This is a genomic window from Streptomyces sp. LBL, assembly GCF_029893585.1.
Taxonomy (GTDB): Bacteria; Actinomycetota; Actinomycetes; order Streptomycetales; family Streptomycetaceae; genus Streptomyces.
On sequence record NZ_JARXYX010000009.1, the window covers coordinates 62,507 to 84,124 of the forward strand.

General features: G+C 69.7%; 20 protein-coding genes and 2 pseudogenes. 10 read left to right on the plus strand and 12 right to left on the minus strand.

Translation table 11 applies throughout. From position 1 onward, the window contains the following. Window positions 1-42: 42 nt before the first annotated feature. The 4 genes from M2271_RS13055 to M2271_RS13070 form a co-directional block, all read right to left on the minus strand. A complete protein-coding gene (locus M2271_RS13055; RefSeq protein ID WP_280887330.1) occupies window positions 43-945 on the minus strand; it encodes a helix-turn-helix transcriptional regulator in 903 nt (300 codons plus the stop codon). A 42-nt stretch (window positions 946-987) separates the two neighbouring features. Next, complete coding sequence (locus M2271_RS13060) at window positions 988-1,938, minus strand: alpha/beta hydrolase (protein WP_280887331.1); 951 nt, start codon at window positions 1,936-1,938, stop codon at window positions 988-990. Window positions 1,939-2,007: 69 nt separating this feature from the next. Then, window positions 2,008-2,475: a cupin domain-containing protein gene (locus M2271_RS13065; protein ID WP_280887332.1), complete on the minus strand. Its 468-nt coding sequence runs from the start codon at window positions 2,473-2,475 to the stop codon at window positions 2,008-2,010. Beyond that, window positions 2,472-2,738 carry a nitroreductase/quinone reductase family protein gene (locus M2271_RS13070; RefSeq protein WP_280887333.1) on the minus strand — a complete coding sequence of 89 codons (267 nt, stop codon included), beginning with the start codon at window positions 2,736-2,738 and terminating at the stop codon, window positions 2,472-2,474. Before M2271_RS13070 ends, M2271_RS13065 begins: the two co-directional genes overlap by 4 nt. Window positions 2,739-3,230: 492 nt before the next feature. Between M2271_RS13070 and M2271_RS13075 the strand changes: the two are divergent. After that, window positions 3,231-3,320, plus strand: a pseudogene (locus M2271_RS13075) (hypothetical protein); the annotation flags it as partial. A 77-nt stretch (window positions 3,321-3,397) separates the two neighbouring features. Then, a pseudogene (locus M2271_RS13080) lies at window positions 3,398-3,804 on the plus strand (DUF1266 domain-containing protein); the annotation flags it as partial. On the opposite strand, the gene M2271_RS13085 reads toward M2271_RS13080, so the two are convergent. Next, the gene (locus M2271_RS13085; protein ID WP_280887334.1) at window positions 3,785-4,288 is read right to left on the minus strand and encodes an ATP-binding protein; all 504 of its coding nucleotides are present in this window, start codon (window positions 4,286-4,288) and stop codon (window positions 3,785-3,787) included. The pseudogene M2271_RS13080 and the gene M2271_RS13085 sit on opposite strands and share 20 nt — an antisense overlap. Window positions 4,289-4,538: 250 nt before the next feature. On the opposite strand from M2271_RS13085, the gene M2271_RS13090 reads away from it, so the two are divergent. The 3 genes from M2271_RS13090 to M2271_RS13100 all read left to right on the plus strand — a co-directional run bounded on the left by M2271_RS13090 (window position 4,539) and on the right by M2271_RS13100 (window position 7,240). Then, window positions 4,539-5,390 (plus strand): DUF5753 domain-containing protein, encoded by an 852-nt coding sequence (locus tag M2271_RS13090; protein ID WP_280887335.1) that lies wholly within the window; start codon window positions 4,539-4,541, stop codon window positions 5,388-5,390. 8 nt (window positions 5,391-5,398) lie between these two features. Then, window positions 5,399-5,593 carry a hypothetical protein gene (locus M2271_RS13095; protein ID WP_280887336.1) on the plus strand — a complete coding sequence of 65 codons (195 nt, stop codon included), beginning with the start codon at window positions 5,399-5,401 and terminating at the stop codon, window positions 5,591-5,593. 444 nt (window positions 5,594-6,037) lie between these two features. Continuing rightward, window positions 6,038-7,240: a Cmx/CmrA family chloramphenicol efflux MFS transporter gene (locus M2271_RS13100; RefSeq protein WP_280887337.1), complete on the plus strand. Its 1,203-nt coding sequence runs from the start codon at window positions 6,038-6,040 to the stop codon at window positions 7,238-7,240. 40 nt (window positions 7,241-7,280) lie between these two features. Here M2271_RS13100 and M2271_RS13105 read toward each other — a convergent pair whose 3' ends face one another. The 6 genes from M2271_RS13105 to M2271_RS13130 all read right to left on the minus strand — a co-directional run bounded on the left by M2271_RS13105 (window position 7,281) and on the right by M2271_RS13130 (window position 13,824). Further along, a complete protein-coding gene (locus M2271_RS13105; RefSeq protein ID WP_280887338.1) occupies window positions 7,281-8,666 on the minus strand; it encodes an Nramp family divalent metal transporter in 1,386 nt (461 codons plus the stop codon). Between the two features lie 156 nt (window positions 8,667-8,822). Next, window positions 8,823-9,584 (minus strand): hypothetical protein, encoded by a 762-nt coding sequence (locus M2271_RS13110; protein WP_280887339.1) that lies wholly within the window; start codon window positions 9,582-9,584, stop codon window positions 8,823-8,825. Window positions 9,585-9,695: 111 nt separating this feature from the next. After that, window positions 9,696-11,171 carry a gluconate:H+ symporter gene (locus tag M2271_RS13115; RefSeq protein WP_280887340.1) on the minus strand — a complete coding sequence of 492 codons (1,476 nt, stop codon included), beginning with the start codon at window positions 11,169-11,171 and terminating at the stop codon, window positions 9,696-9,698. 258 nt (window positions 11,172-11,429) lie between these two features. Continuing rightward, the gene (locus M2271_RS13120; RefSeq protein ID WP_280887341.1) at window positions 11,430-11,840 is read right to left on the minus strand and encodes a RidA family protein; all 411 of its coding nucleotides are present in this window, start codon (window positions 11,838-11,840) and stop codon (window positions 11,430-11,432) included. Further along, window positions 11,837-12,601 carry an IclR family transcriptional regulator gene (locus M2271_RS13125; protein WP_280887342.1) on the minus strand — a complete coding sequence of 255 codons (765 nt, stop codon included), beginning with the start codon at window positions 12,599-12,601 and terminating at the stop codon, window positions 11,837-11,839. The genes M2271_RS13120 and M2271_RS13125 overlap by 4 nt, the downstream gene beginning before the upstream one ends. Next, a complete protein-coding gene (locus M2271_RS13130) occupies window positions 12,598-13,824 on the minus strand; it encodes a sugar kinase (RefSeq protein WP_280887343.1) in 1,227 nt (408 codons plus the stop codon). The genes M2271_RS13125 and M2271_RS13130 overlap by 4 nt, the downstream gene beginning before the upstream one ends. 92 nt (window positions 13,825-13,916) lie before the next feature. Here M2271_RS13130 and M2271_RS13135 point away from each other — a divergent pair, with 92 nt between their 5' ends. Both M2271_RS13135 and M2271_RS13140 read left to right on the plus strand, forming a co-directional pair. Beyond that, on the plus strand, window positions 13,917-15,260 hold the full coding sequence (locus M2271_RS13135; protein ID WP_280887344.1) for an amino acid deaminase: 1,344 nt from the start codon (window positions 13,917-13,919) through the stop codon (window positions 15,258-15,260). 73 nt (window positions 15,261-15,333) lie between these two features. Further along, window positions 15,334-16,956 (plus strand): D-aminoacylase, encoded by a 1,623-nt coding sequence (locus M2271_RS13140; RefSeq protein ID WP_280887345.1) that lies wholly within the window; start codon window positions 15,334-15,336, stop codon window positions 16,954-16,956. A 4-nt stretch (window positions 16,957-16,960) separates the two neighbouring features. On the opposite strand, the gene M2271_RS13145 is transcribed toward M2271_RS13140, so the two are convergent. Continuing rightward, a complete protein-coding gene (locus M2271_RS13145; protein WP_280887346.1) occupies window positions 16,961-17,860 on the minus strand; it encodes a serine protease in 900 nt (299 codons plus the stop codon). A 265-nt stretch (window positions 17,861-18,125) separates the two neighbouring features. Between M2271_RS13145 and M2271_RS13150 the strand changes: the two genes are divergently transcribed. From M2271_RS13150 to M2271_RS13160, 3 genes are all read left to right on the plus strand, one after another. Next, a complete protein-coding gene (locus M2271_RS13150) occupies window positions 18,126-19,337 on the plus strand; it encodes a pyridoxal phosphate-dependent aminotransferase (protein ID WP_280887347.1) in 1,212 nt (403 codons plus the stop codon). 77 nt (window positions 19,338-19,414) lie between these two features. After that, a complete protein-coding gene (locus tag M2271_RS13155) occupies window positions 19,415-19,834 on the plus strand; it encodes a hypothetical protein (RefSeq protein WP_280887348.1) in 420 nt (139 codons plus the stop codon). Window positions 19,835-20,132: 298 nt separating this feature from the next. Beyond that, window positions 20,133-21,407 carry a glycosyltransferase gene (locus M2271_RS13160; RefSeq protein ID WP_280887349.1) on the plus strand — a complete coding sequence of 425 codons (1,275 nt, stop codon included), beginning with the start codon at window positions 20,133-20,135 and terminating at the stop codon, window positions 21,405-21,407. The last annotated feature ends 211 nt before the right edge of the window (window positions 21,408-21,618 follow it).

Genomic DNA, 21,618 nt, shown 5'->3' on the forward strand with positions numbered 1-21,618 from the left:
CCGACGTTCCGGCACATCGTCCTGAACCTGGGATCGGCGTCATCAGCCGGGGCTGGAGATCTCTGACGTGGGGCGGGACGGGCTCTTGCCCGGCTGATGGCAGGCGGCACGCAGAGCGTTCATCTTCTCCGCGTCCGTGGTCTCGGCCTCGGCCGTGTACGTGACGATCCTGAGGTCGGTGCCGGCGGCCATCAGGACGTCGAGGTCGAGGGCGATGTCGCCCACCAGCGGATGTTCGATGGTCTTGCGGTCACCGACATGGGTGCGGGCGGTGCCGTTGGACCACAGGCGGGCGAAGCGGGGGTTGTTCCGCCGCATGTGGTCGACGAATGAGGTGAGTCGTCCGTCGTGTGGATGGGCGGCCGCTGTCACACGCAGGTCCGCGACGAGGTCCTCCTCCTCCACTTCGTCCCCCGCCCAGGACAGAACGGGCCATGCCGCGATCGGTTCCCGCGCTCGTCCACCGCTCGACCGGAACATCCCGGCGACGAGATTGCGCTCGTCCCAGCCGTACGTACGGGGATCGCCGACTACGGCGGACCACATGGCGTTCCAGCCGACGAGGGTCCAGTCGGCGGCGTAGACCGCGGTGGGGTTGTCTCCCAGCTGGCTTACCAGTCGGTGCACCCTCGCGGGCACCTGCCGGGACACGTTCCCGGTGGCGGGCGGTGCGAGACGGGCGCAGCAGAACAGATGGTCACGCTCGGACGGGTCGAGGTGCAGCGCTCTGGCCAGGGCTGCGACCACCTGGGCCGAGGGGTGCCGAGCGCGGCCCTGTTCCAACCGAACGACGTAGTCGACCGACAGCCCGGCCAGTCGGGCCAGTTCCTCTCGGCGCAGTCCGGGGATTCGCCGGTTCTCGCCCGCCTCCAGCCCGCTGTCCTGCGGTGACACGCGCTCGCGCCAGCCCCGCAGCGCGGTGCCGAAGTGGTTCGTCGTTGCCATGCAGGTCATCGTCGTCCAGATGCCCTGGACCGCATGGTGCTTCTACTGCCGCACAACAGACTCTTTACTCGTCGGCAGCCCCTCGCCCAACGCGTCGTCGGTGGCGGCCCAGTGTGCGCGGGTGAAGGCGGCGGCGGCCCGCAGCGCGGCGTCGGCCTCGTCGAGCATGGCGGCGAACGCCTGGAAGACGTGCGGTACTTGGGGCCAGACCTGCAGTTCGACGTGGACGTCGTGTTCGGCGGCGCGCGCTGCCAGCCGTACGGCGTCGTCCAACAGGATCTCGTGAGAGCCGACCTGGATGAGCAGGGGCGCCAGGCCGGTCAGATCGGCGAAGACCGGGCTGGCATACGGCGTGGCGGGATCCGTGTCCCGCAGATAGTCGCGGGCGCGTGTGCGCAGGCCTTCGGGGGTCAGCGCGGGATCGACGGCGGCCTTGCCGACCGCGCTGTCACCGGACACGCTCAGATCGGCCCACGGGGAGAAGACCGCGGCCGACGAGGGTTGGGGCAGGCCGGCGTCCTTGGCGGCGACCAGCGTCGCGACGGCGAGACCGCCGCCCGCCGACTCGCCGATGAAGGCGATGGCGGAGCTGGGAACACCGTCGTCGAGCAGAGCGCGGTAGACGGCCAGCGTGTCGTCGACGGCTGCGGGGAACGGGTTCTCGGGGGCCAGCCGATAGTCCACGCACACGGCGCGTGCACCGGTGCGCCGGGCGACGTCCCCGGCCAGGCCCGCGGCGTCGGCCGCCGAGCCGATGGCATAAGCGCCGCCGTGCAGGTACAGCAGCACGGTTGCCGGGTCGTTCGCCGGTGTCTCCACGGTGACGACGGGCACGCCGCCCAACTTGCCTGCCGTGGTCGAGACGTCGGGGGGCAACGGTAGGGACGTCATCATGCCGTGGAAGACGGCGCGCTGTTCGGCGACGTCGCCTCCGAGGTCGAGCGGGCCGTGCCGCAGCAGGTCGTCGAGGGTTTGGCGCTGTTGCCGGGACATGGCAGTGCCTTTCGTGGTTCCGGTAAGTGCGGTACGGCGGAACGGTGATCGCTGCGGACCTGCCGACGGTCAGCGCGGCGGCCCGACGATGATCTGGCCGTACATGTCGGCGGCTTCGGCCATGAGGTCCCGTGAGATCTCGAAGCCTTCGGGGCGCGGGGTGGCCAGGTCACGTCCGGCGTGGCGGAACATGCCTTCGATGCCGCCGGGGGTGCAGATCATCAGCAGGTCGGCGGTGTCGGAAGTGATCCGGTAGCCGTGGGGGACGTTCCGGGGGAGGTAGACGATGCCGCCCTCCGACAGTTCCATCTCCTGGTCGTCGCACCACAGCAGCGCACTGCCCTTGATCAGCATGAAGATCTCGTCCTCACGGGTGTGCGTGTGGTAAGGCGGCGCCTCGCCCTTGCCGACGGAGAACCGTCCGACGGTCACCTGTCCGCCGGTGGCCACGCTGTCCAGAAGTACGGCGAACTCGCCGCCGTCGAGCCATTCGAGCCTCTGCTGCTGCTCGGGCTGGGCGAGGTAGGCCATGGTCATGACGGTGTCCGTTCTGCGCGATCGGCGGACTCGGCGCCTTCACCGAGGGGAATGAGCGCGATCACGGGGATGACCCACTCGGTCTTGCTCTGATAGCCGGCGAAGCCGGGAGAGCGGCGAGCCTGCTCGGCGAACGCCGTGTCGCGCTCCGTGCCCCGCAGTTCGACGGCGCGCACGGCGAGGATCGCGTCGCCCACCTCGATGCGTGCCTCGGCACGGAACTCGTGGATGATGCGTGCGTTCAAGTCCGGTTTGCCAGTCATGACTGTCTCCGGTTCGGACTGTGTCGTGCCTGTGGCGCTGCGGTCCCGGGCCGCAGTTCGCTTGTTCGATTATCTTCTGGGCGATACGCCGGCCGCCAGTCGCGAGGGTAGGAACAGCAGTACCACTCCCCTCCGATCCGCCTTCTACGCCACCGTGCAGTTCGCCGCATGTGTGCTGTTCGTGCTCATGGTCCGGGAGATCCGCGGTGACGGCCCCTACCCAGGGTTTCGGCATAGTCGCGTGACGCCCAGCTCGTGGCGAACTACCAGCTCAGCGGTGCCTCGGAACGTGACAGGCACGGCTTCCAAGATCATGGAGTTCGCTACGCCCCGTGACCCAAGTGGAAGACCGTGCCAGCCGACGCATCATCTCTGATCCGTTCCCGCCTGCCCTTGACCAACTGCGCGAGGAATCCGCAGGTCGGACGTGAGGAGGTCCCGGGCCTGCTGGAGCGGCTGGCCGAGGTGCCGGACCCGCGTGACCCACGCGGGGTGCGCCACCGCCTGGCCGTCGTGCTTGCTCTCACCGCGTGCGCGATGCTGGCCGGAGCGACCTCGCTGCTGGCGGTCGGCGAGTGGATCGCCGATGCCCCTGGGTATGTGCTGGAACAGGTCGGTGCCGACCTCGATCCGCTTCTGCCCAGGCGGGTCCTTCCCGCCCCCAGCCGGCGGCCGAGACCGAGGCTCACATCGAGGGCGTTCAGCTTCTCATCGGGCGTATCACCCGATACAGAGCCCGAATGCGGGCCGACGGAGTGTTGGACAAGAACCGGTCAACAACCTCCCTCGACGCCTGGAATCTCGGTCGTGCTTCGAAGATGGCTCGGTGGGGGCTGGATGCCAGGTTCGGGACCCTGCACGAGGCCGAAGCCACCGTCCTTGAGACCGGCCGGACGGCGGCCCGGCCATACAGGTCCTGGCAGGGCTTCTCCGCCGTTACATCCTCGGGCGGTGCCTGCACTTTGACGACGAGGAGTTCGGTGAGTGGTACACGGACATGGTCGACGCCCACCGGATCCTGATGACCGACCCCGGCAGTCCCTGGCTCAACATCCCCTTCCGGTAGCCCTTCCGTACGCCGCCGCGCCCGCCCTCGGCAGCGTTGCCCACATCCGCGTCCCGCCGCCCGGTTCGTGGGACTCGCCGAAGCCCCACGTGCCGTCGCAGGCGCGGCAGACGCAGGCCAGGAAGCGGAGGGCTGCGCGGCGGCGGGTGTCGCAGGCTGTGGCGAGGCGGGGGTGAGTGTGGCGGGGATGGCTGTCGTAAGCGATCACGCGGAGGGTGGAGGAGCGGTAGCGGAGGGAGAGGTAGATGGTCGGGGAGTCGGTGAACTGAGCTGCCGTTGCGGTGAGTTCGCTGACCGCTTGTAGGGCCGGGTCCAGCAGGTCGGGGAGACCGTGCACTTTGAGGACCTCGCGGGTCGTGGCTCGTGCGAGTGCGGGGGTGGCCAGGGCTGCGGGGAGGGTGAAGCTGTAGGACAGGGTTTCGGCGGTGGGGGCGATGGGGTCGGCTGTGGAGGCGGGGGTGACGGGGCAGTGGGAGATGGGCATGAGTGACTCCTTCGGGTGGGTGTGTGGATGTGGTGCGGCGCGGCAGTCGGTGGCCTGTCTCCCTGACGCGAGCCCGCTCCTCCCAGGGAAGGAGAGTGCGGGCAGACTCACGCGATGCACTGCCAACTGCTTTACGTAGTTGGTGCATTACAGACTGTAGAGAAGAGGGGGTCACGGTGTCCATCACGTCGGAGATAATTACCCCCTAAGCGCGTGGACGTGATCGCCGCATTGCGGGCAGACTGTCGCCATGCCAACGAGAACCACTCCAACGGAACGGCAGAAACGCCTCGGTGCCGAGTTGCGCAAGATGCGGCTGGCGGCGGAGGCCACCACGGAGTACGCGGCGGGGCTCCTGGGGATCGACAGGACGCGGCTGTCCAACATGGAGTCCGGTATCCGCCCCTTCTCGCCCGAGCGCATTCGCACCCTCGCCTGCAACTACGCATGCACAGAGGAGAGTTACATCGAAGCTCTGGTGGGCATGGCCGGCGGCAAGGAGCGTGGGTGGTGGGAGCGCCACCGAGGGACGCTGCCGTCCGGACTCTTGGACATCGCCGAGTTGGAGTGGAACGCCGCGCGCATCCGTACCGCTCAGGTCATGCACATCCCGGGACTGCTTCAGACCGAGGAGTACGCCCGCGCCGTCTTCACAGCCGTACTGCCGCCGCTGAGCCGTCTGGAAGTCGAGCTGCGCGTCGCGCATCGGATGGAGCGCCAGCAGGTCTTCGAGCGGCCGGACCCACTGCCGTACATCGCCTACGTCCACGAGGCCGCCCTGCGCATGCCCTACGGCGGCACGGAAGCAACTCTGCAGCAGCTCAAGCATCTGGTCGGCCAGACCGAGCGCGAGAGTATCGAGGTCCGGGTGATTCCCACGTCCAAGGGTGACTTCCCCGGTGCAGGACATGCCCTGCTCTACGCGGACGGGATCGTGCCCCAACTCGACACCGTGCAACTGGACTCGGCGCACGGGCCGGAATTCACCCATGCCGAGGCGCAGCTGACGAAGTACCGTGCGCATCTGGACTGGATGGATGCCGCGACGATGAGTCCGGAAGAATCACGTGACGTCATCCACAAGATCGCCCGTGAGTTGTAGGAGACGCCATGACCGACCGCATCGCCTGGGAAGAACCCTTCTGCGGTGAAGGCAACAACTGCTTCCGCCTCGGCACCGACCCCGAAGGCAACGCCTACATCGCCATAGCCGGTGCCGAGGACACCTACCTCACGGACTCACGCGAAGCGCTCCGCACGATGATCCTCGACATCAAGGCAGGGAAGGCCGACTACCTCCTCTGAACGCCGACCCACTCATCCACCGGGCACCGTTCCGCTACGACGGGACAGGCAACCTTCTCACCTGGCCCGTCCCGGCGACCGCGAGACGAGAACCCAGTGCGACGACCGCGGCAACCGCATGTCGGTGACCAGCCTCCTGGGCCAGACGACCTGGGTCGCTTGCGACCAGGTGCTGCCCAACCTCGCGTTGGTGCCACACGCCGACAGCAGTGAAACCCAGGTGCCCGGACGGGTATCGGTCGGGTACCGTGCGGGCTATGTCGAGCCCTGAGTCGGACAAGGTGGGGGCTTTCGGTCACGCCGTCAGCCCCCTGAGCCACTGAGCCACTGAGTTCGTAGTCGTGCCGTTCCGCCGCGTGCTGTGGCCGGACGAGTGTGCCCTTGGGTGCTGACCGCGGTGACGAGATGACCTTCTCGTGCTTCTCCTCACCTCGGAGCCACTCGATGCCTTTCCCGTTGTATCTGCTTGCCATGGCGGTCTTCGCCATGGGCACCTCGGAGTTCATGCTCGCCGGCCTGTTGCCGGACATCGCCTCGGACCTCAATGTCACCGTCGGAACAGCAGGCATGCTCACCACGGCCTTCGCGATCGGAATGATCGTCGGCGCCCCGCTCATGGCCGGGCTTGCCCGCACCTGGCCCGGACGGTCCAGCCTGTTCGGGTTCGTCTTCGTGTTCTTGGCAGCCCACGCCGTGGGCGCTGCCACATCGAGCTTCCCGGTCCTGTTGGCGACCCGGGTGGTCGCCGCGCTGGCGAACGCGGGGTTCCTCGCCGTGGCGCTGACGATTGCCGCCACGCTCGTCTCGCCCGACAGGAAGGGACGCGCGCTCGCCGTGCTGCTGTCGGGCACCACAGTGGCCACGATCGCCGGGGTCCCCGGAGGAGCGGTGCTCGGCGCGCTGCTCGGCTGGCGGGCCACGTTCTGGGCTGTCGCTGCTCTTTGCCTGCCCGCAGCCATCGGCATCCTCGCAGGAATCCCAGGACGCCGTGAGCAGAAGGAGACAGCTGACAGGCTGGCCTTGCGATCGGAGCTCGCACTCCTCAAAAGCCCGAGGCTGCTCGTGGTCATGCTGCTCGGCGCGCTGGTGAACGCGGCAACCTTCGCCGGCTTCACCTTCCTCGCCCCCGTCGTGACCGACACGGCCGGGCTGGGCGAGCTGTGGATCTCTGTCGTTCTGGTGCTCTTCGGTGTCGGTTCCTTTGCCGGGGTCACGGTCGCCGGCCGGATGTCCGACCAGCGACCCGGCTCGGTCCTCGCAGTCGGCGGTCCGCTGCTGCTCCTCGGCTGGCCGGCCCTGGCCGTACTGGCCGACAAGCCCGTCGCGCTGCTCGCCCTCGTGTTCGTGCAGGGCGCGCTGTCGTTCGCGCTGGGCAGCACGCTGATCACGCGGGTCCTGTACGAGGCCGCGGGAGCTCCCACCATGGGCGGCTCCTACGCGACCGCCGCACTCAACGTCGGCGCCGCCGTCGGACCACTCCTCGCCGCGACCACCCTCGGCACCGCGGCCGGAGACCTCGGGCCGCTGTGGGCAAGCGGGCTCCTCGTCCTGGTCGCGGTCCTCGTCGCGTTCCCCTTGCGTGGTGTCATCGCAGCCGGCCGGAGCAGCGAAGTACTCCAGTCACGCAGGCGCACAGCGTCCCCTTGAGCCGAACGCCGACAGAGCAGGGCGGGCAGAGCAGGCCGGCTCAGAAGAACTCCCCCCACGGCTGGTCCCAGATCTGCTTGACGCACAGGATCAGGAACAGCAGGCCCGCGATCGTCAGCATCGCGTTGCTGAGCAGGCCGTTGCGCCATTCGCGAGGCGTGCGGGAGGTGTTGAGGAGCCACATCAGCGTGCCGGCGAGGAAGGGGAGGAAGGCGGCGCCGAGGACGCCGTAGAGGATGATCAGGCGGAAGGGCTGGCCCTGGAAGAGCAGGACGATCGGGGGGAAGGTCAGCCAGAGCAGGTACGCGCGGAAGGGCCAGGACTTCTCCCGGCCGCCCGATGCGATCGCCTCGCCCGATGCGACCTCCCCGCCCGACGCGACCTCCCCGCCCTCGCCCTTCTCGCGCACCCGACCCGACCGGTACCGCGCCACGAAGTCCGCGAACATCAGGCTGACGCCGTGCCAGACGCCGATGAGGGAGGTGAAGGACGTGGCGAAGAAGCCGATGAGGAAGAACTTGGCCGTCGCCGTGCCGTACTTGTCCTCCAGAATGTCGGTCAGCTGGATCAGGCCCTTGTCGCCGCTCGCGATCTCCACGTTCGCCGTGTGGAGCAGTTCCGCTCCGACGAAGAGCATCGCCACGACGAAGATGCCGGTGGTGGCGTACGCGACCCGGTTGTCCAGGCGCATGACCTTCATCCAGCCGGTGTTCGTCCAGCCCTTCGCGTTGACCCAGTAGCCGTACGCGGCGAGCGTGATCGTGCCGCCGACGCCGCCGATCAGGCCGAGGGTGTTGAGGATCGAGTCCTTCTCGTCGGGCAGGACCGGGAGCAGACCCGCGAAGGCGTCGCCCAGGTGGGGCGTGACCCGGATCGCCAGGTAGACCGTGACGACGAACATGACGCCCACCAGGACCGTCATGACCTTCTCGAAGACCTCGTACTTGTTGAACCAGACGAAGACCAGGCCGACCAGCCCGCACACGACGGCCCACGCCTTGAGGTCCATCACGTCGGGGAACAGGGCCTGCAGGGGCAGCGCGCTCGACGACATCGCCGCCGCGCCGTAGACGAAGCCCCAGATCACGACGTAGACGACGAAGAACCAGGTGGTCCAGCGGCCGAGGCTCGCCCAGCCGTCGAAGAGGGTTCGGCCGGTGGACAGGTGCCAGCGGCCCGCCGCCTCGGCGAGGGAGATCTTGACCAGGCAGCCGATGACGGCCGCCCACAGGAGGGTGTAGCCGAAGTTGCTGCCCGCGATGAGGGTGGCGACGAGGTCACCGGCGCCGACGCCGGTCGCGGCGACGACGATGCCCGGGCCGATGTACTTCCAACTGGACTTCCGGGGTGTCGAGGTGGCCGACGCCCCTGTCGCTGCGCTGTCCTTGCTGTCCGTGGTGTCCGTGGTGTCCGTGGTGTCCGCCATGCGGATCAAGAAAGCGTAAAGCGGCCGAGGACACAAGAGGGCGTGCGGTGAAGGAAGGGGGCGCGTAGGGGCACCCATTCGCGCCGCGACCTGCGCGGACCTGGGTTGTCACCGTGCCGACTGCCGACCCCTCCGCCACAGGCGGTGCCACTCTGGTCAGTCGGCGTCCGTCTCGTCGGATGCCTCCGCACCGGCCTTCGCCGACTTGGACTTCCCGGCGTTGGACTTCGCTGCCTTGGTGTCTCCGGCCTCGGTCTTCTCCGCCGCCCCGCCGTTCTGTTCCTCAGCGGCCTCGGCTGCCTCTGCGACCTCGGCTGCCTCGGCTGCTGCTGCGCCCTCGGTGGCCTCGCCCTCGTCCGCGCTCTCCTCGTCGCCGTCCTCGAAGTAGGCGTCCAGGACCGCGTCCAGTTGTTCGTCCCACGCGTCGAAGGCGCTTCTGGACTCGGCCTCGATCTCGATCGGGTACCAGCGGCGGTCGGGGGTGTGCACCGTGATGGTGAGCCGCTTGCCGAAACGGGGGACCTCCGTCTCCACGGCACCGATCTCGTCCCAGCGGAACTCGCACGCCTGGTCGTCCAGGGCGAGTCGTACGCCCCGGTGGTCGGCGACGATCTTCGCGCGGCGGTCGGACGCCTCGAAGACAGGGCCGTCGGGGGCCTCGGAGGCCTCCGCGGACTCGGAGTCCGTCTCCTCGGAGGTCTCCGCGGGCTCGGAGACCTCCGAGCCCGCGGCGGGCTTCTCCGGGGCGGGTTTCTCCCCCGAGGCGGCCGTCTCCGCCGGCTCGGCGTCCGCCGGCTCGCCGGATGCGGCTCCGGGCGCGGGTGCGGTGAGCCCGGGGATGAAGGCCGGGTCGAATCCGGCACCCGTCACGGGCTCGCCCTTCAGGGGCTGGCTGCTCGAACCTATGCGCTGCTCCACAGCGGGCAGTATGGTCGACGATCCTGTGTCGCACACAGCCAGCCCCAACTTCGTTACCGGACGCCTACATGGGGCTACCCGACCACATGGGGCGACACCAACACACTACGGCTACACGAACACGCTCAGCACTCCCGCCATCACGAACCCCGCCACCGACAGCACCGACTCCAGCACGGTCCACGTCTTCAGGGTGTCGCGTTCGCTGATGCCGAAGTACTTGGCGACCATCCAGAAGCCGCCGTCGTTGACGTGCGAGGCGAAGATGGAGCCCGCGGAGATGGCCATGATGACCAGGGCGACGAAGGCCTGGGAGTGGTGGCCCTCGGCGAGCAGCGGGGCGACGATGCCGGCCGTCGTGACGATCGCGACCGTCGCCGAGCCCTGCGCGACCCGCAGCACGAGCGAGAGCAGGTACGCGAGCACGATCACCGGCAGTCCGACGTCGTTGAAGGTGTCGGAGAGGGCCTGGGCGACCCCGCTGGCCTTGAGGACCGCGCCGAAGATCCCGCCCGCGCCGACGACGAGGAGGATGTTGCCGACCGGCTTGAGGGAGGCCGTGGACACCGTCTCCAGGGACTTGCGGGACCAGCCGCGGCGGATGCCGAGCAGGTAGTAGGCGAGGAGCAGGGCGATGGTGAGGGCGACGAAGGGGTGGCCGAAGAACTCGATCACCGAGCGGCCCGTGGAGGGGTCCAGGGCGATCGAGGAGAAGGTGGCGGCCAGGATCAGGATCAGCGGCGTCCCGATGATGCCGAGGACCGTGCCCAGCGGCACCGGCTGCTCACGCGGCGCGACACCCTGCGCCCGCTGCTCGTTGACCACCGCCAGCTTGGCCTCCTCCGCCGCCTCGACCATGTCCTGCGGTACGGCGACGAAGACGCGGCGGCCGACCCATGCCGCGTACGCCCAGGCGGCCAGCACGGCGGGGATGCCGCAGATGACGCCCATGAGGATGACCCAGCCGAGGTCCACGTGCAGGAGGCCGGCGGCGGCCACCGGGCCGGGGTGCGGGGGCAGGAAGGCGTGGGTCATCGACAGACCCGCGAGCAGCGGCAGGCAGTAGAGCAGGATCGACTTGCCGGAGCGTTTGGCTGCGGCGTACACGATCGGCGCGAGGACGAAGATGCCGACGTCGAAGAAGACCGGTATGCCGAAGATGAGGCCGGTCATGCCCATCGCGAGCGGGGCGCGCTTCTCGCCGAAGAGGTTCAGCAGCCGGGACGCCAACACCTCGGCGCCGCCGCTGACTTCGAGGATCGCGCCGAGCATCGTGCCCAGGCCGATGATGATCGCGACATGGCCGAGGATGCCGCCCATGCCGGTCTCGATGGTGGACACGGCGTCCGAGCGCTGGACGGTGCCGAAGAGTTCGGTGACCGACAGTCCTGCCATCAGGCCGACGGCTATGGAGACCGCGAGCAGTGCGACGAACGGCTGGAGTCTCGCCTTGATGATGAGGAACAGCAGCAGCGCGATGCCGATGGCGGCGACGGTCAGCAGGCCGGCCGTACCGTCGATGAGGAGGAGCAGGCCGCCGGTGTGGGGTGGGGCCTCGGGGGCGGCGGCCGCGAGTGGGAGGGACATTCGGGGGTCCTCTGCGTGAGTTCACGGAGTTTTCGGGCAGGGTGGATCGCGGCACGGCACCCCGAGAGGTGCCGTGCCGTGTGGTTCGTATGGGAGTTGAGGTGCCGTCAGCCGGGCTGGGGGTCCGTCAGTCGGCTTGAGGGGCCGACAGTCGAGTTGAGGGGACCGTCAGCCCAGTTGCGGGGCCGTCAGTCGGCTTGAGGGGCCGTCAGCCCAGTTGAGGGGACCGTCCAGCCCAGTTGCGGGGCCGTCAGGGGTTCAGCCCAGGACGGCGAGCGCGTCGATCTCGATGAGGAGCCCGGCGGGAAGGCCGACGTAGACCGTCGTACGGGCGGCCGGGGGTGCGGTGAGGGCCTGCTCCTCGAAGTAGGTGTTGTAGATGCCGTTCATCTCGGCGAAGTGGTCCACGTCCGTCAGATAGACGCGGATCATCATCACGTCGTCCCAGCTCGCGCCGCCCTCCTCCAGGATCGCCTTGACGTTGGCGAGGGTCTGGAGGGTCTGCTCGCGCAGGGTCGGACCGGCCGGCGTGGGCGGCTTGCCCTCCTCGGCGGGGAGGAAGCCGACCTGGCCGGCGACCTGGAGGATGTTGCCCTTCCGCACGCCGTGGGAGAACTTCGCGGGCGGTGTGGTGTGGGTCGAGGGGGTGAGCGAGATCTTCTCGGTCATGAGGTGACTTCCTTGACGGGGGGCCGGCCGGAGTACTCGCCGCTGATGCCGTCCGCGGTACGGCGCACCAGCGGGAGCAGGGTGAGGAGTTCGTCGGCGGTGACGACGACGTTGGGCGCGGAGACCGACATCGCGGCGACCACCCTGCCGTCGGCGCCGCGGATGGGGGCCGCGACGCAGTTGATGGACTCCTCGTGGCCACCGAGGTCGGTGGCCCAGCCCTGTTCGCGCACCTTCTCCAGTTCGCGCAGGAAGGCGGCGGCGTTGGGTGTCGAACGGGCCGTGTACAGGGGGTAGTCGAGCTTCTCGGCGAGGACGCGGCGCTCGGCTTCCGGGCGGTCGGCGAGGAGCAGCTTCGCCACGGCGGCGACGGTGATGGCCACCGGTTTGCCGATCCGCGAGTACATGCGCACCGGGTAGCGGCTCTCCACCTTGTCGATGTAGAGCACCTCGGCCTCCTCGTAGACCGCGAGGTGGACGGTGTGACCGCACTGTTCGTTGAGGCCTACGAGGTGCGGGTGGGCGATCTCGCGGATGTCGAGGTTCTCCATCGCCTCCTGGGCGAGGGCGATGAGGCGGGCGCCGAGTCGGTAGCGCTGGTCGGACTGGCGGTAGACCATGCCGTGCTCGTGCAGGGTGCGGAGAAGGCGCAGCGCGGTGGACTTGTGCACGCCGAGGCGGTCGGCGACCTGCCCCAGGTCGGCGGGGCCCTCCGCGAGCAGCGGCAGGATGCTCAGCGCGCGGTCGACGGTCTGGCTCATGGCGTACGTACCTCCTCCTCGGCCCGTTGTGCGGCCTGTGTCCAGCCGGGGCCGAGTCGAAGTCTCCCCCACGCGTCGTCGTCCAGGGCGACGAGGCGGTCGGCGTGGTCGCGGGTGGGGGGCGGGGCGAGGTCGCCGGGGGTGGTGAGGGCGGCGGCGGCCCAGAGGTGGCCGTGGCGGAGGCGGTCCCTTACGGGGAGTTGACGCAGGGTGGCCGACAGGAAGCCGGCGGCGAAGGCGTCACCGGCGCCTACCGTCGCGACCACGTCCACCTGGAGGGCGGGGACGAACGTCGCCGGAGTGGCGGCCGGGGGGTGGGCCGGGTCGTCCGATGCCGGCCGGGGGCTGCCGTCCGTCGCCGGAGTGGCCGCCGCAGCCTCAACCTCAGCCTCAGTCGAGAGGTGGACCCCGTCACCCGACGCCCGCCGGGAACTGCCGTTCCTCGGGTCGGGAGCCGTCCCGGCCGTACGGCTGCCCGCGGGGTGGCCGAACAGCGTCGCCCCCCGCTCCCCCTGTTTGACCACCAGCACGCCGGGCTCGGGCAGTGCCTCGCGGATCGCCTCCGCGCCGCCCGTGATGCCCCACGCCTCCTCGGCCTCGTCCTCCCCCACGAACACGATGTCGGCTCCGCGGGCCAGCTCCAGCAGGACGCGCGGTCCGTCGGTGTCCCGCCAGAGGCCGACGCGGTGGTTGACGTCGAAGGAGACCAGCGGACGGTTCGGGCGCCGGGCGGTCAGCTCGCGCAGCAGACGCAGGCAGTCGCCGGACAGGGCGGCCGTGATCCCGGAGAGGTGAAGGATCCGCCCCGACCGTACCGCCGTCAGGTCCACGGTGTCCGTCGCCATCGCGGAGGCCGCCGACCCCGCCCGGTAGTACGCCACCTCGTGGTCGTCGTCGGCCCGGTCCCCCGCCGTACGGAAGTACACGCCCGTCGGCCGCACCGGGTCCCGGCGTACCGCGGAGACGTCGACGCCGTACGCCCCGATCTCCTCGACGAGGTGGTCGCCGAACCCGTCCGCGCCGACCCGGCTGACCCAGCGCACGGAGTGCCCGGCGGCGGCCAGCACGCACGCCACGTTCGACTCCGCGCCTCCGATCCCCCGGTCGAAGGAGGGGACATCGGCGAGGCGACCGGGCCGGGAGGGCATGAACGTGACCATGGACTCGCCGAGCGCGACGACGTCCACGACGTCGGGGGCATTGCTGGGTCCTGTAGTGGTCACGATCGTCGTAGCTCCTCAACCGTGTGCGGGTGGCGGCGGCTCCGTTGACCCCGCGTGGGCGAGATGTTAGACAGCGGTAAGCGATATACGCAATGACTGTTGCACACTATGCAACACACTGGAACCAGGGAGGCTCCGTGACAGCCGAAAGCCCCTCCGAAACCCTCGCCAGCCCCTCCGAAGCTCTCGCCCGCCTCGCCGAGGAGCGCGTCGACCACCGTTTCAAGGGCCTCCCCCCGGACGCCGACGGCCTGACCGTCGGCGAGCTGACCGGCCGGCGCCGCAACCTCTTCACCGACGGTTTCGCCACCCCCGTGCTCGCCCTCTCCGCCGAGCGCCTGGAGCACAACCTGCGGCTCATGGAGACGTACGCGACCCGCCACGGACTCACCTTCGCCCCGCACGGCAAGACCTCCATGGCCCCGCAGCTCTTCCAGCGGCAGATCGAGCACGGGGCCTGGGGCATCACCCTCGCGGTGCCGCACCAGGTGAGGGTGGCGCGCGCGTTCGGCGTCCAGCGGATCTTCCTCGCGAACGAGCTGGTCGATCCGGCCGCCCTGCGCTGGATCTCCGCCCAGCTCGACGCCGACGACGACTTCCGTCTCCTCTGTTACGTCGACTCCGTACGCGGAGTCGAGCTGATGGACGCGGCCCTGCGCGGAGCCCGCCGCCCCCTCGACGTCGTCGTGGAACTCGCCGCCGGCGAAGGCGCGCGCACCGGCGTCCGTACGGAGGCGGAGTGCGCGGCGGTCGCCGACGCGGTGGCCGGAACGCGGACGCTACGGCTCGTCGGTGTCGCCGGTTACGAGGGCGAGGTCCCGGGAGCCGATCCGGAGCGGGTGCACGCCTGGCTGCGGCGGCTGGTCGCGCTCGCCGTCGACTTCGACAAGGCAGGACGGTTCGCGCACACGGACGAGATCGTCGTCAGCGCGGGCGGCAGCGCCTGGTTCGACGCGGTCGCCGACGTCTTCGCGGAGATCCCCGAACTGTCCTCCCCCGTACTGAAGGTGCTGCGCTCGGGTGCCTACGTCTCGCACGACGACGGCCACTACCGCAAGATCACGCCCTTCAACCGGGTCCCCGAGGAGGGCGCGCTGGAGCCGGCGTTCCGGCTGTGGACGCAGGTGGTGTCCCGCCCGTCCGCCGAGCAGGCGTTCCTCAACGCGGGCAAGCGGGACGCGGCCTACGACCTCGACCTGCCCTTCGCCCAGGTCGTCCGCCGGGACGGCGTGGAGCGCCCGGCCGCCGGAATCGAGGTGACCGCCCTGTCCGACCAGCACGCCTGGGTACGTACGGCTCCCGAGGCTGACCTGGAGGTCGGCGACTGGGTCGGTCTGGGGCTGTCCCACCCGTGCACGTCCTTCGACAAGTGGCAGCTGATCCCGGTCGCCGAGGCGGACGGCACGGTCGTCGACTACATCCGCACGTTCTTCTAGAGACCGCAGCAGGGACCGCCGGTGGAGACCGACGGTAGAGACGACCGCCAGTAGAGACTGCCAGGAGGCCTTCGTGGAAGAGCTCGTCATCCGGGACGCGGACGTCGTGGACGGGTCCGGCGGTCCGTCGTACCGTGCCGACGTGGTCGTCGACGGCGGCCGGATCGTGTCGATCGTCCAGGAGGCCGCGGCGGCCGGGTGCCAGCGCCCCGAGGCCCGCCGGGAACTGGACGCCGAGGGGCTCGTCCTCTCCCCCGGCTTCATCGACATGCACGCGCACAGCGACCTCGCCCTGCTCCGCGACCCCGACCACAGCGCCAAGGCCGCGCAAGGGGTCACGCTGGAGGTCCTCGGCCAGGACGGGCTGTCGTACGCCCCGGTCGACGACCGGACACGGGAGGAGGTGCGCCGGGCCATCACCGGCTGGAACGGCGACGGCGACGACATCGACTTCGACTGGCGGTCGGTCGGCGAGTACCTCGACCGGCTCGACTCCGGTTTCGACGGCCGGGGCATCGCGGTGAACGCCGCCTACCTCATCCCCCAGGGCACGGTCCGGGCGCTCGCCGTCGGCTGGGAGGACCGCGCGGCGACGCCCCAGGAGCTCGACCGGATGCGGCAGTTGGTCGCGGAGGGCATGGAGCAGGGCGCCGTCGGCATGTCGTCGGGCCTCACCTACACGCCCGGCATGTACGCCAAGGACGCCGAACTGACCGAACTGTGCCGGGTGGTGGCGCGGTACGGCGGCTACTACTGCCCGCATCACCGCTCGTACGGGGCCGGGGCGTTGCAGGCGTACGAGGAGATGGTGGCCCTCACCCGGGAGGCCGGCTGCGCGCTCCATCTCGCGCACGCCACCATGAACTTCGGCGTGAACAAGGGCCGCGCGCCCGAGCTGCTGTCCCTGCTCGACGAGGCGCTGGCCGCCGGGGCCGACATCAGCCTCGACACCTACCCCTACACGCCCGGCTCCACCACGCTGGCCGCGCTGCTGCCGAGCTGGGCGAGCGAGGGCGGCCCGGAGGCGGTCCTGCGGCGGCTGGTGGACGAGGAGACCGCGGAGCGCGTCCGGTACGACCTGGAGGTCGTCGGCGCGGACGGCTGCCACGGGGTGCCCGTCGAGTGGGACACGATCGAGATCTCCGGCGTGACGGCTCCGGGGCTGGCCGAGTACGTCGGCCGTACGGTCCAGGAGTCGGCGGACCGGCTCGGCGAGTCCCCCTGGGTCACCGCTCGCCGGCTCCTCCTCGACGACCGGCTCGGCTCGACGATCCTCCAGCACGTCGGGCACGAGGAGAACGTGCGGGCGATCATGCGCCACCGCGTCCACACCGGCGGCTCCGACGGCATCCTCCAGGGCGCCAAGCCGCACCCGCGGGCGTACGGCACCTTCCCGCACTACCTCGGCCGGTACGTGCGGGAACTGGGCGTGCTGTCCCTGGAGGAGTGCGTCGCCCACCTCACCGCCCGCCCGGCGGCCCGGCTGCGGCTGCCGGACCGCGGGCGGGTCCGCGAGGGTTTCCGGGCGGACCTGGTGCTGTTCGACCCGGCCACGGTGGCGGCGGGGTCGAGCTTCGACACCCCGCGGGTGCTCCCGACGGGCATCCCGTACGTCCTGGTCGACGGCCGTTTCGTGATCGAGGACGGCCGCCGGACGGACGTACTGGCGGGGCGGGCGGTGCGGAGGACCCCCTGAAGCCCTACGGCTTGGGCAGGGCACACCCCAAGGCGCTCAGGTCGAGCACGTTGCCGGTCGTGAAGCAGGCCGGGAACAGGTAGGTCTCCTGGGCGTAGTTGATGCCTTTGCGGACGGTGACCTTGCCGCTCGCGTCGACCTCGCACGGGTTGTTCTCCGTGCAGCTCGCGCCGTCCTCGTTGCCGGTGTTGTTGACGGCGACGACCTTGCCGGTGGCCTGGTCGACGACCGGCGAGCCCGAGGTGCCGCCGATGGTGTTGCAGGCGGAGGTGTAGCGGACCGAGTCCTTCCAGGTCCAGTCGCCCTCCTTCATGCGGTACACGAACCCGTCGATGCTGCAGTTGTAGAGCCGCTGCCAGTAGCCGGAGGCGACGGTGATCGCGGTTCCGGCGGCCGGGTGCGTGTCCTGCACGGTGAGCGCGCTGATGCCGTACGCGTTCCGGATCGCGGCGTAGCTGCTGGTGAGCTGGTAGATCGTGGCGTCCGTGTCGGTCATCGTCGAGTAGGCGACCTTGCTCGCGCGCAGCGTCGCGACGCGAGTACCGGCGGAGTTGAGCAGGCCGAAGGTACGGCTGGACGCCTGGTTGACGATCACCTCACCGGGCTCCGGGAAGCCGCTCTCCAGGCAGTGGCCGTTGGTGAGCACCAGCGCGGGGGCGGTGTCCAGGGAGGTCGGGAAGCGGACCACGGAGCCGGAGCAGTTGCTCAGCGCGACGGTCCCGGCGAGGGTGACGGCCTGGAGCGTGGGCGAGGTGGCTCTGGTGACGGCCGTGGTGTCGGCCCTGGTGGCGGCCCTGGTGACGTTCCTGACCGCGGCCTCGGGGTGGGGCGCCGCGACCGCCGGCGCCGCGCCGGCCCCGGTGATCACCAGGGCGAAGAGCGCGGCGACGAGAGGCTTTCTCATGTGGGGTCCCCTCTGCATGACAAGGGTGACCGGAGATCTTCCGGCCACTCGGCATTTTTGTCATGCGCATTGTCAATGGAGGGGCGCGCGGAGACAAGGAGTCGTTTTCGGCCTGTGCCCGCCGTGGTGACCTTGCCATGGCCGCACATTCCGGAGACGGAGGCGGCCGACGGGACGGCTGACGGAGATATCCATCCAAACCGCCGCGTCTCACGTGGCGGAAAACACGACCCATGGAGCGTTACCGGGCCGTAAGCTCCCAGACATGCAGGTGATCCAGTCGACCAAGCTCGCCAACGTCTGTTACGAGATCCGGGGCCCGGTTCTCCAGGAGGCGATGCGCCTGGAAGCGGCAGGGCACCGCATCCTCAAGCTGAACACCGGGAATCCGGCCGCGTTCGGGTTCGAGTGCCCGCCCGAGATCCTGGAGGACATCCTCCGGAACGTGTCGTCGGCGCACGGGTACGGCGACGCGAAGGGGCTGCTGGCCGCGCGCCGGGCGGTCGTCATGCACAACCAGACCCTCGGCATCGAGACGGACGTCGAGCACGTCTTCGTCGGCAACGGCGTCTCCGAACTGATCGTGATGGCGATGCAGGGGCTGCTGGACGACGGGGACGAGGTCCTCGTACCGGCACCCGACTATCCACTGTGGACCGCCGCCGTGTCCCTGTCCGGCGGTACGGCCGTGCACTACCGGTGCGACGAGCAGTCCGACTGGATGCCCGACCTCGCGGACGTGGAGCGGAAGGTCACCGACCGCACCAAGGCGCTCGTCATCATCAACCCGAACAACCCGACGGGCGCGGTCTACGACGAGGCGATGATCCGAGGACTGACGGACATCGCCCGCCGGCACAACCTGCTGATCTGCTCGGACGAGATCTACGACAAGATCCTCTACGACGACGCCACCCACACCCCGACCGCCAAGGTCGCCCCGGACCTGCTCACCCTCACCTTCAACGGCATGTCGAAGGCGTACCGGGTGGCCGGCTACCGGGTCGGCTGGATGGCGATCTCGGGGCCGCGCGCGCACGCCGACTCCTACATCGAGGGCCTGACGATACTGGCCAACATGCGCCTGTGCGCGAACATGCCGGGACAGCACGGGGTGGTGGCCGCACTGAGCGGCCGGCAGACCATCAAGGACCTGGTGCTGCCGGGCGGGCGACTCAAGGAGCAGATGGACACGGCGTACGAGCTGCTGACGCAGATCCCGGGCGTGACGTGTGTCCGGCCGAAGGGGGCGCTGTACCTCTTCCCGCGGCTGGACCCGACGGTGTTCAAGATCAAGGACGACCGCCGGATGGTGCTGGACCTGCTGCGCCAGGAGAAGATCATGGTCGTCCAGGGCACCGGCTTCAACTGGCCGGAGCCGGACCACTTCAGGGTGGTGACACTCCCGACGGCGACGGACCTACGGGACGCGGTGGGCCGGATCGGGCGGTTCCTGGACGGCTACAGCCAGCCGTAGCGGCCGGCCCTTGAGCGACTCAACTTTAGACGAAATCTAAGCTAGGATGGTTTCCTGACAGCACAGGAGGCCATCCCATGTACGAGCCGATCCGCACCAAGTCGGTCCACAGCACGATGGCCGGCACCACCTCCGACTTCCCCCACCTTTCGCGCGAGGAGGAGTTGGACATCCAGCTCGCGGGCCATCTCGCCGCGCTGCTCACCGTCACGGACGAGCTGCGCGGGGCGGCACCCTCCGCCGACCTGGACGCCGCGGCCGAACAGCTCGCCGGGCAGGTGGCCCGACTCCGCGGCGGTCCTGCCCCGGCCCGCGCGACGGTGGCCGACGGCCACACCCCGCGCCTGGCAGCCCTGCACCGACGGGCCCACGCGCTCGCGGGCCGGGCACTGGTGGTGGCGGCCTCCCGTGCCGACACGGCGGCCGCGATCCTCGCCGCCGAGCGGATGGACGCGCACACGGTGGCCCTGGAGCCGCGCGAGGTGGCGTCCGCCTGAGCCCGGAAGGGCTCCTCCTGCGGCCCCGGTCCGCGTGCACCCGCAGCGACGCGCGGACCGGGCGCCATGCCCGGCAGCGGATCGTCAGCGGATCTCCCTGCGTACATTCGGGTGGACTGCGCCCCCACTCTCCCGCCAAGCGGCGGCACCGTCGGCACGGCCTCGTAACGTCGTTGAACATCACACTCGCCCACGAGATGTGACGCAGTGAAACGTCCGGCAATGGCTGGTGGCGCTCACCGGTGCGCCCGCGGTTTCACTTCACAGGCGGCCACGGCACATCAGCAGGGAGCATCGGATGACGTCGACCGCGACACCCACATTCTCCGTCTTCACCCCCAGCCACCGGCCCCGTTTCCTCGATGAGTGCCTGGCGACCCTGCAGGCGCAGACCTGTTCGGACTGGGAATGGATCGTCCTGCTCAACAACGGCGCCCGGTGGCGGCCGGAGCGCCCCGACGCAAGAGTCCGGGTGGAGATCGCGGACGAGGTCGTCGGCGTCGGAGCGGCGAAGCGCAGGGCCTGTGAACTGGCGCGCGGCGAGATCCTCGTGGAACTCGACCACGACGACCTGCTGGCGAAGGCGTGCCTGGCGGAACTCGGCAAGGCCTTCGACGAGCACCCCGACACCGTTTTCGTCTACAGCAACACCGCGCAGATCACCGAGGACGGGAAGCGCGACGACAGCCGCTTCAACGAGACGCACGGCTGGCACTACGAGGACGTGCGCGTCGACGGACGCACGCTGCTCCAAGTCAGGTCCATGGCTCCGACTCCGCACAACGTCGCCTACATCTGGTACGCGCCCAACCACGTGCGCGCGTTCCGCAAGGACGCCTACGACAAGGCCGGCGGGTACGACGCGGCCCGCACGGTCCTGGACGACCAGGACCTGATGTGCCGTCTGTACCACGTCGGCGACTTCCACCACATCCCCCGCTGTCTGTACCTCCAGCGGATGCACCCCGAGAACACCCAGCGCGACCCGGAGATCAACGCGCACATCCAGCGCGAGACCGTCGCTCTGTACGACAAGTACATCGAGGCCAACGCCCTCGCCTGGACCTACCGGAGAGGGCTCGTCGCGCTGGACCTCGGCGCGGCCCGCCGCAAGCCGCCCGGCTACGTGGGCGTGGACAAGTACCCGGCGGAGGGCGTCGACATCGTCGCGACCCTGCCCGGCAGGGTGGATCTGCCCGACGACTCCGTCGGCCTGATGCGGGCCGTGAACTTCCTGGAGCACGTGCCCGCGAAGGTGCCGCTGATCAACGAGCTGTACCGGCTGCTGGCACCCGGCGGCATGCTCCTCACCGTGACACCCAGCTCCGACGGCCGGGGCGCGTACCAGGACCCGAGTCACGTCGCGTACTACAACGAGAACTCGTTCTGGTACTACACGGACAACCACTACCGCACCTTCGTGCCCGATCTCGAGGCCCGGTTCCAGAGTTCGCGGCTCACCACCTGCTTCCCGTCGGAGTGGCACTCCGAGAAGAACATCTCGTACGTGCTCGCCAACCTCATCGCGATGAAGGACGGCACAGAACGGTGCGGCGGGCCGCTGTTGGTGTAGGCGCAATGCCAGTGACGTGGTGAGTGGCCCGCCACCCCTCAGAGCGGTGCCCCCGCGGCCGAAGCCTCGGGGGCACCGCTCTGAGGGGTTACTCAGAGGGGTTACGGGGTCACGTCAGCGCAGACCACGTAGGCGGTGACGGTACCGACCGCGGTGCCCTGCCACCCGGTGGGAGGCGTCACGGTGGTTCCGCCGGTCGGGTAGCTCCCGG

What these genes read in the sequence shown, in the direction of transcription:
- M2271_RS13100 (WP_280887337.1), top strand. Translation starts at nt 6,038, where the DNA reads ATGCCTTTCCCGTTGTATCTGCTTGCCATGGCGGTCTTCGCCATGGGC.
- M2271_RS13115 (WP_280887340.1), bottom strand. Translation starts at nt 11,171, where the DNA reads ATGTCCCTCCCACTCGCGGCCGCCGCCCCCGAGGCCCCACCCCACACC.
- M2271_RS13085 (WP_280887334.1), bottom strand. Translation starts at nt 4,288, where the DNA reads ATGCCCATCTCCCACTGCCCCGTCACCCCCGCCTCCACAGCCGACCCC.
- M2271_RS13155 (WP_280887348.1), top strand. Translation starts at nt 19,415, where the DNA reads ATGTACGAGCCGATCCGCACCAAGTCGGTCCACAGCACGATGGCCGGC.
- M2271_RS13060 (WP_280887331.1), bottom strand. Translation starts at nt 1,938, where the DNA reads ATGTCCCGGCAACAGCGCCAAACCCTCGACGACCTGCTGCGGCACGGC.
- M2271_RS13070 (WP_280887333.1), bottom strand. Translation starts at nt 2,738, where the DNA reads ATGACTGGCAAACCGGACTTGAACGCACGCATCATCCACGAGTTCCGT.
- M2271_RS13095 (WP_280887336.1), top strand. Translation starts at nt 5,399, where the DNA reads ATGACCGACCGCATCGCCTGGGAAGAACCCTTCTGCGGTGAAGGCAAC.
- M2271_RS13125 (WP_280887342.1), bottom strand. Translation starts at nt 12,601, where the DNA reads ATGAGCCAGACCGTCGACCGCGCGCTGAGCATCCTGCCGCTGCTCGCG.
- M2271_RS13145 (WP_280887346.1), bottom strand. Translation starts at nt 17,860, where the DNA reads ATGAGAAAGCCTCTCGTCGCCGCGCTCTTCGCCCTGGTGATCACCGGG.
- M2271_RS13065 (WP_280887332.1), bottom strand. Translation starts at nt 2,475, where the DNA reads ATGACCATGGCCTACCTCGCCCAGCCCGAGCAGCAGCAGAGGCTCGAA.
- M2271_RS13055 (WP_280887330.1), bottom strand. Translation starts at nt 945, where the DNA reads ATGGCAACGACGAACCACTTCGGCACCGCGCTGCGGGGCTGGCGCGAG.
- M2271_RS13160 (WP_280887349.1), top strand. Translation starts at nt 20,133, where the DNA reads ATGACGTCGACCGCGACACCCACATTCTCCGTCTTCACCCCCAGCCAC.
- M2271_RS13120 (WP_280887341.1), bottom strand. Translation starts at nt 11,840, where the DNA reads ATGACCGAGAAGATCTCGCTCACCCCCTCGACCCACACCACACCGCCC.
- M2271_RS13135 (WP_280887344.1), top strand. Translation starts at nt 13,917, where the DNA reads ATGACTGTTGCACACTATGCAACACACTGGAACCAGGGAGGCTCCGTG.
- M2271_RS13150 (WP_280887347.1), top strand. Translation starts at nt 18,126, where the DNA reads ATGCAGGTGATCCAGTCGACCAAGCTCGCCAACGTCTGTTACGAGATC.
- M2271_RS13105 (WP_280887338.1), bottom strand. Translation starts at nt 8,666, where the DNA reads ATGGCGGACACCACGGACACCACGGACACCACGGACAGCAAGGACAGC.
- M2271_RS13090 (WP_280887335.1), top strand. Translation starts at nt 4,539, where the DNA reads ATGCCAACGAGAACCACTCCAACGGAACGGCAGAAACGCCTCGGTGCC.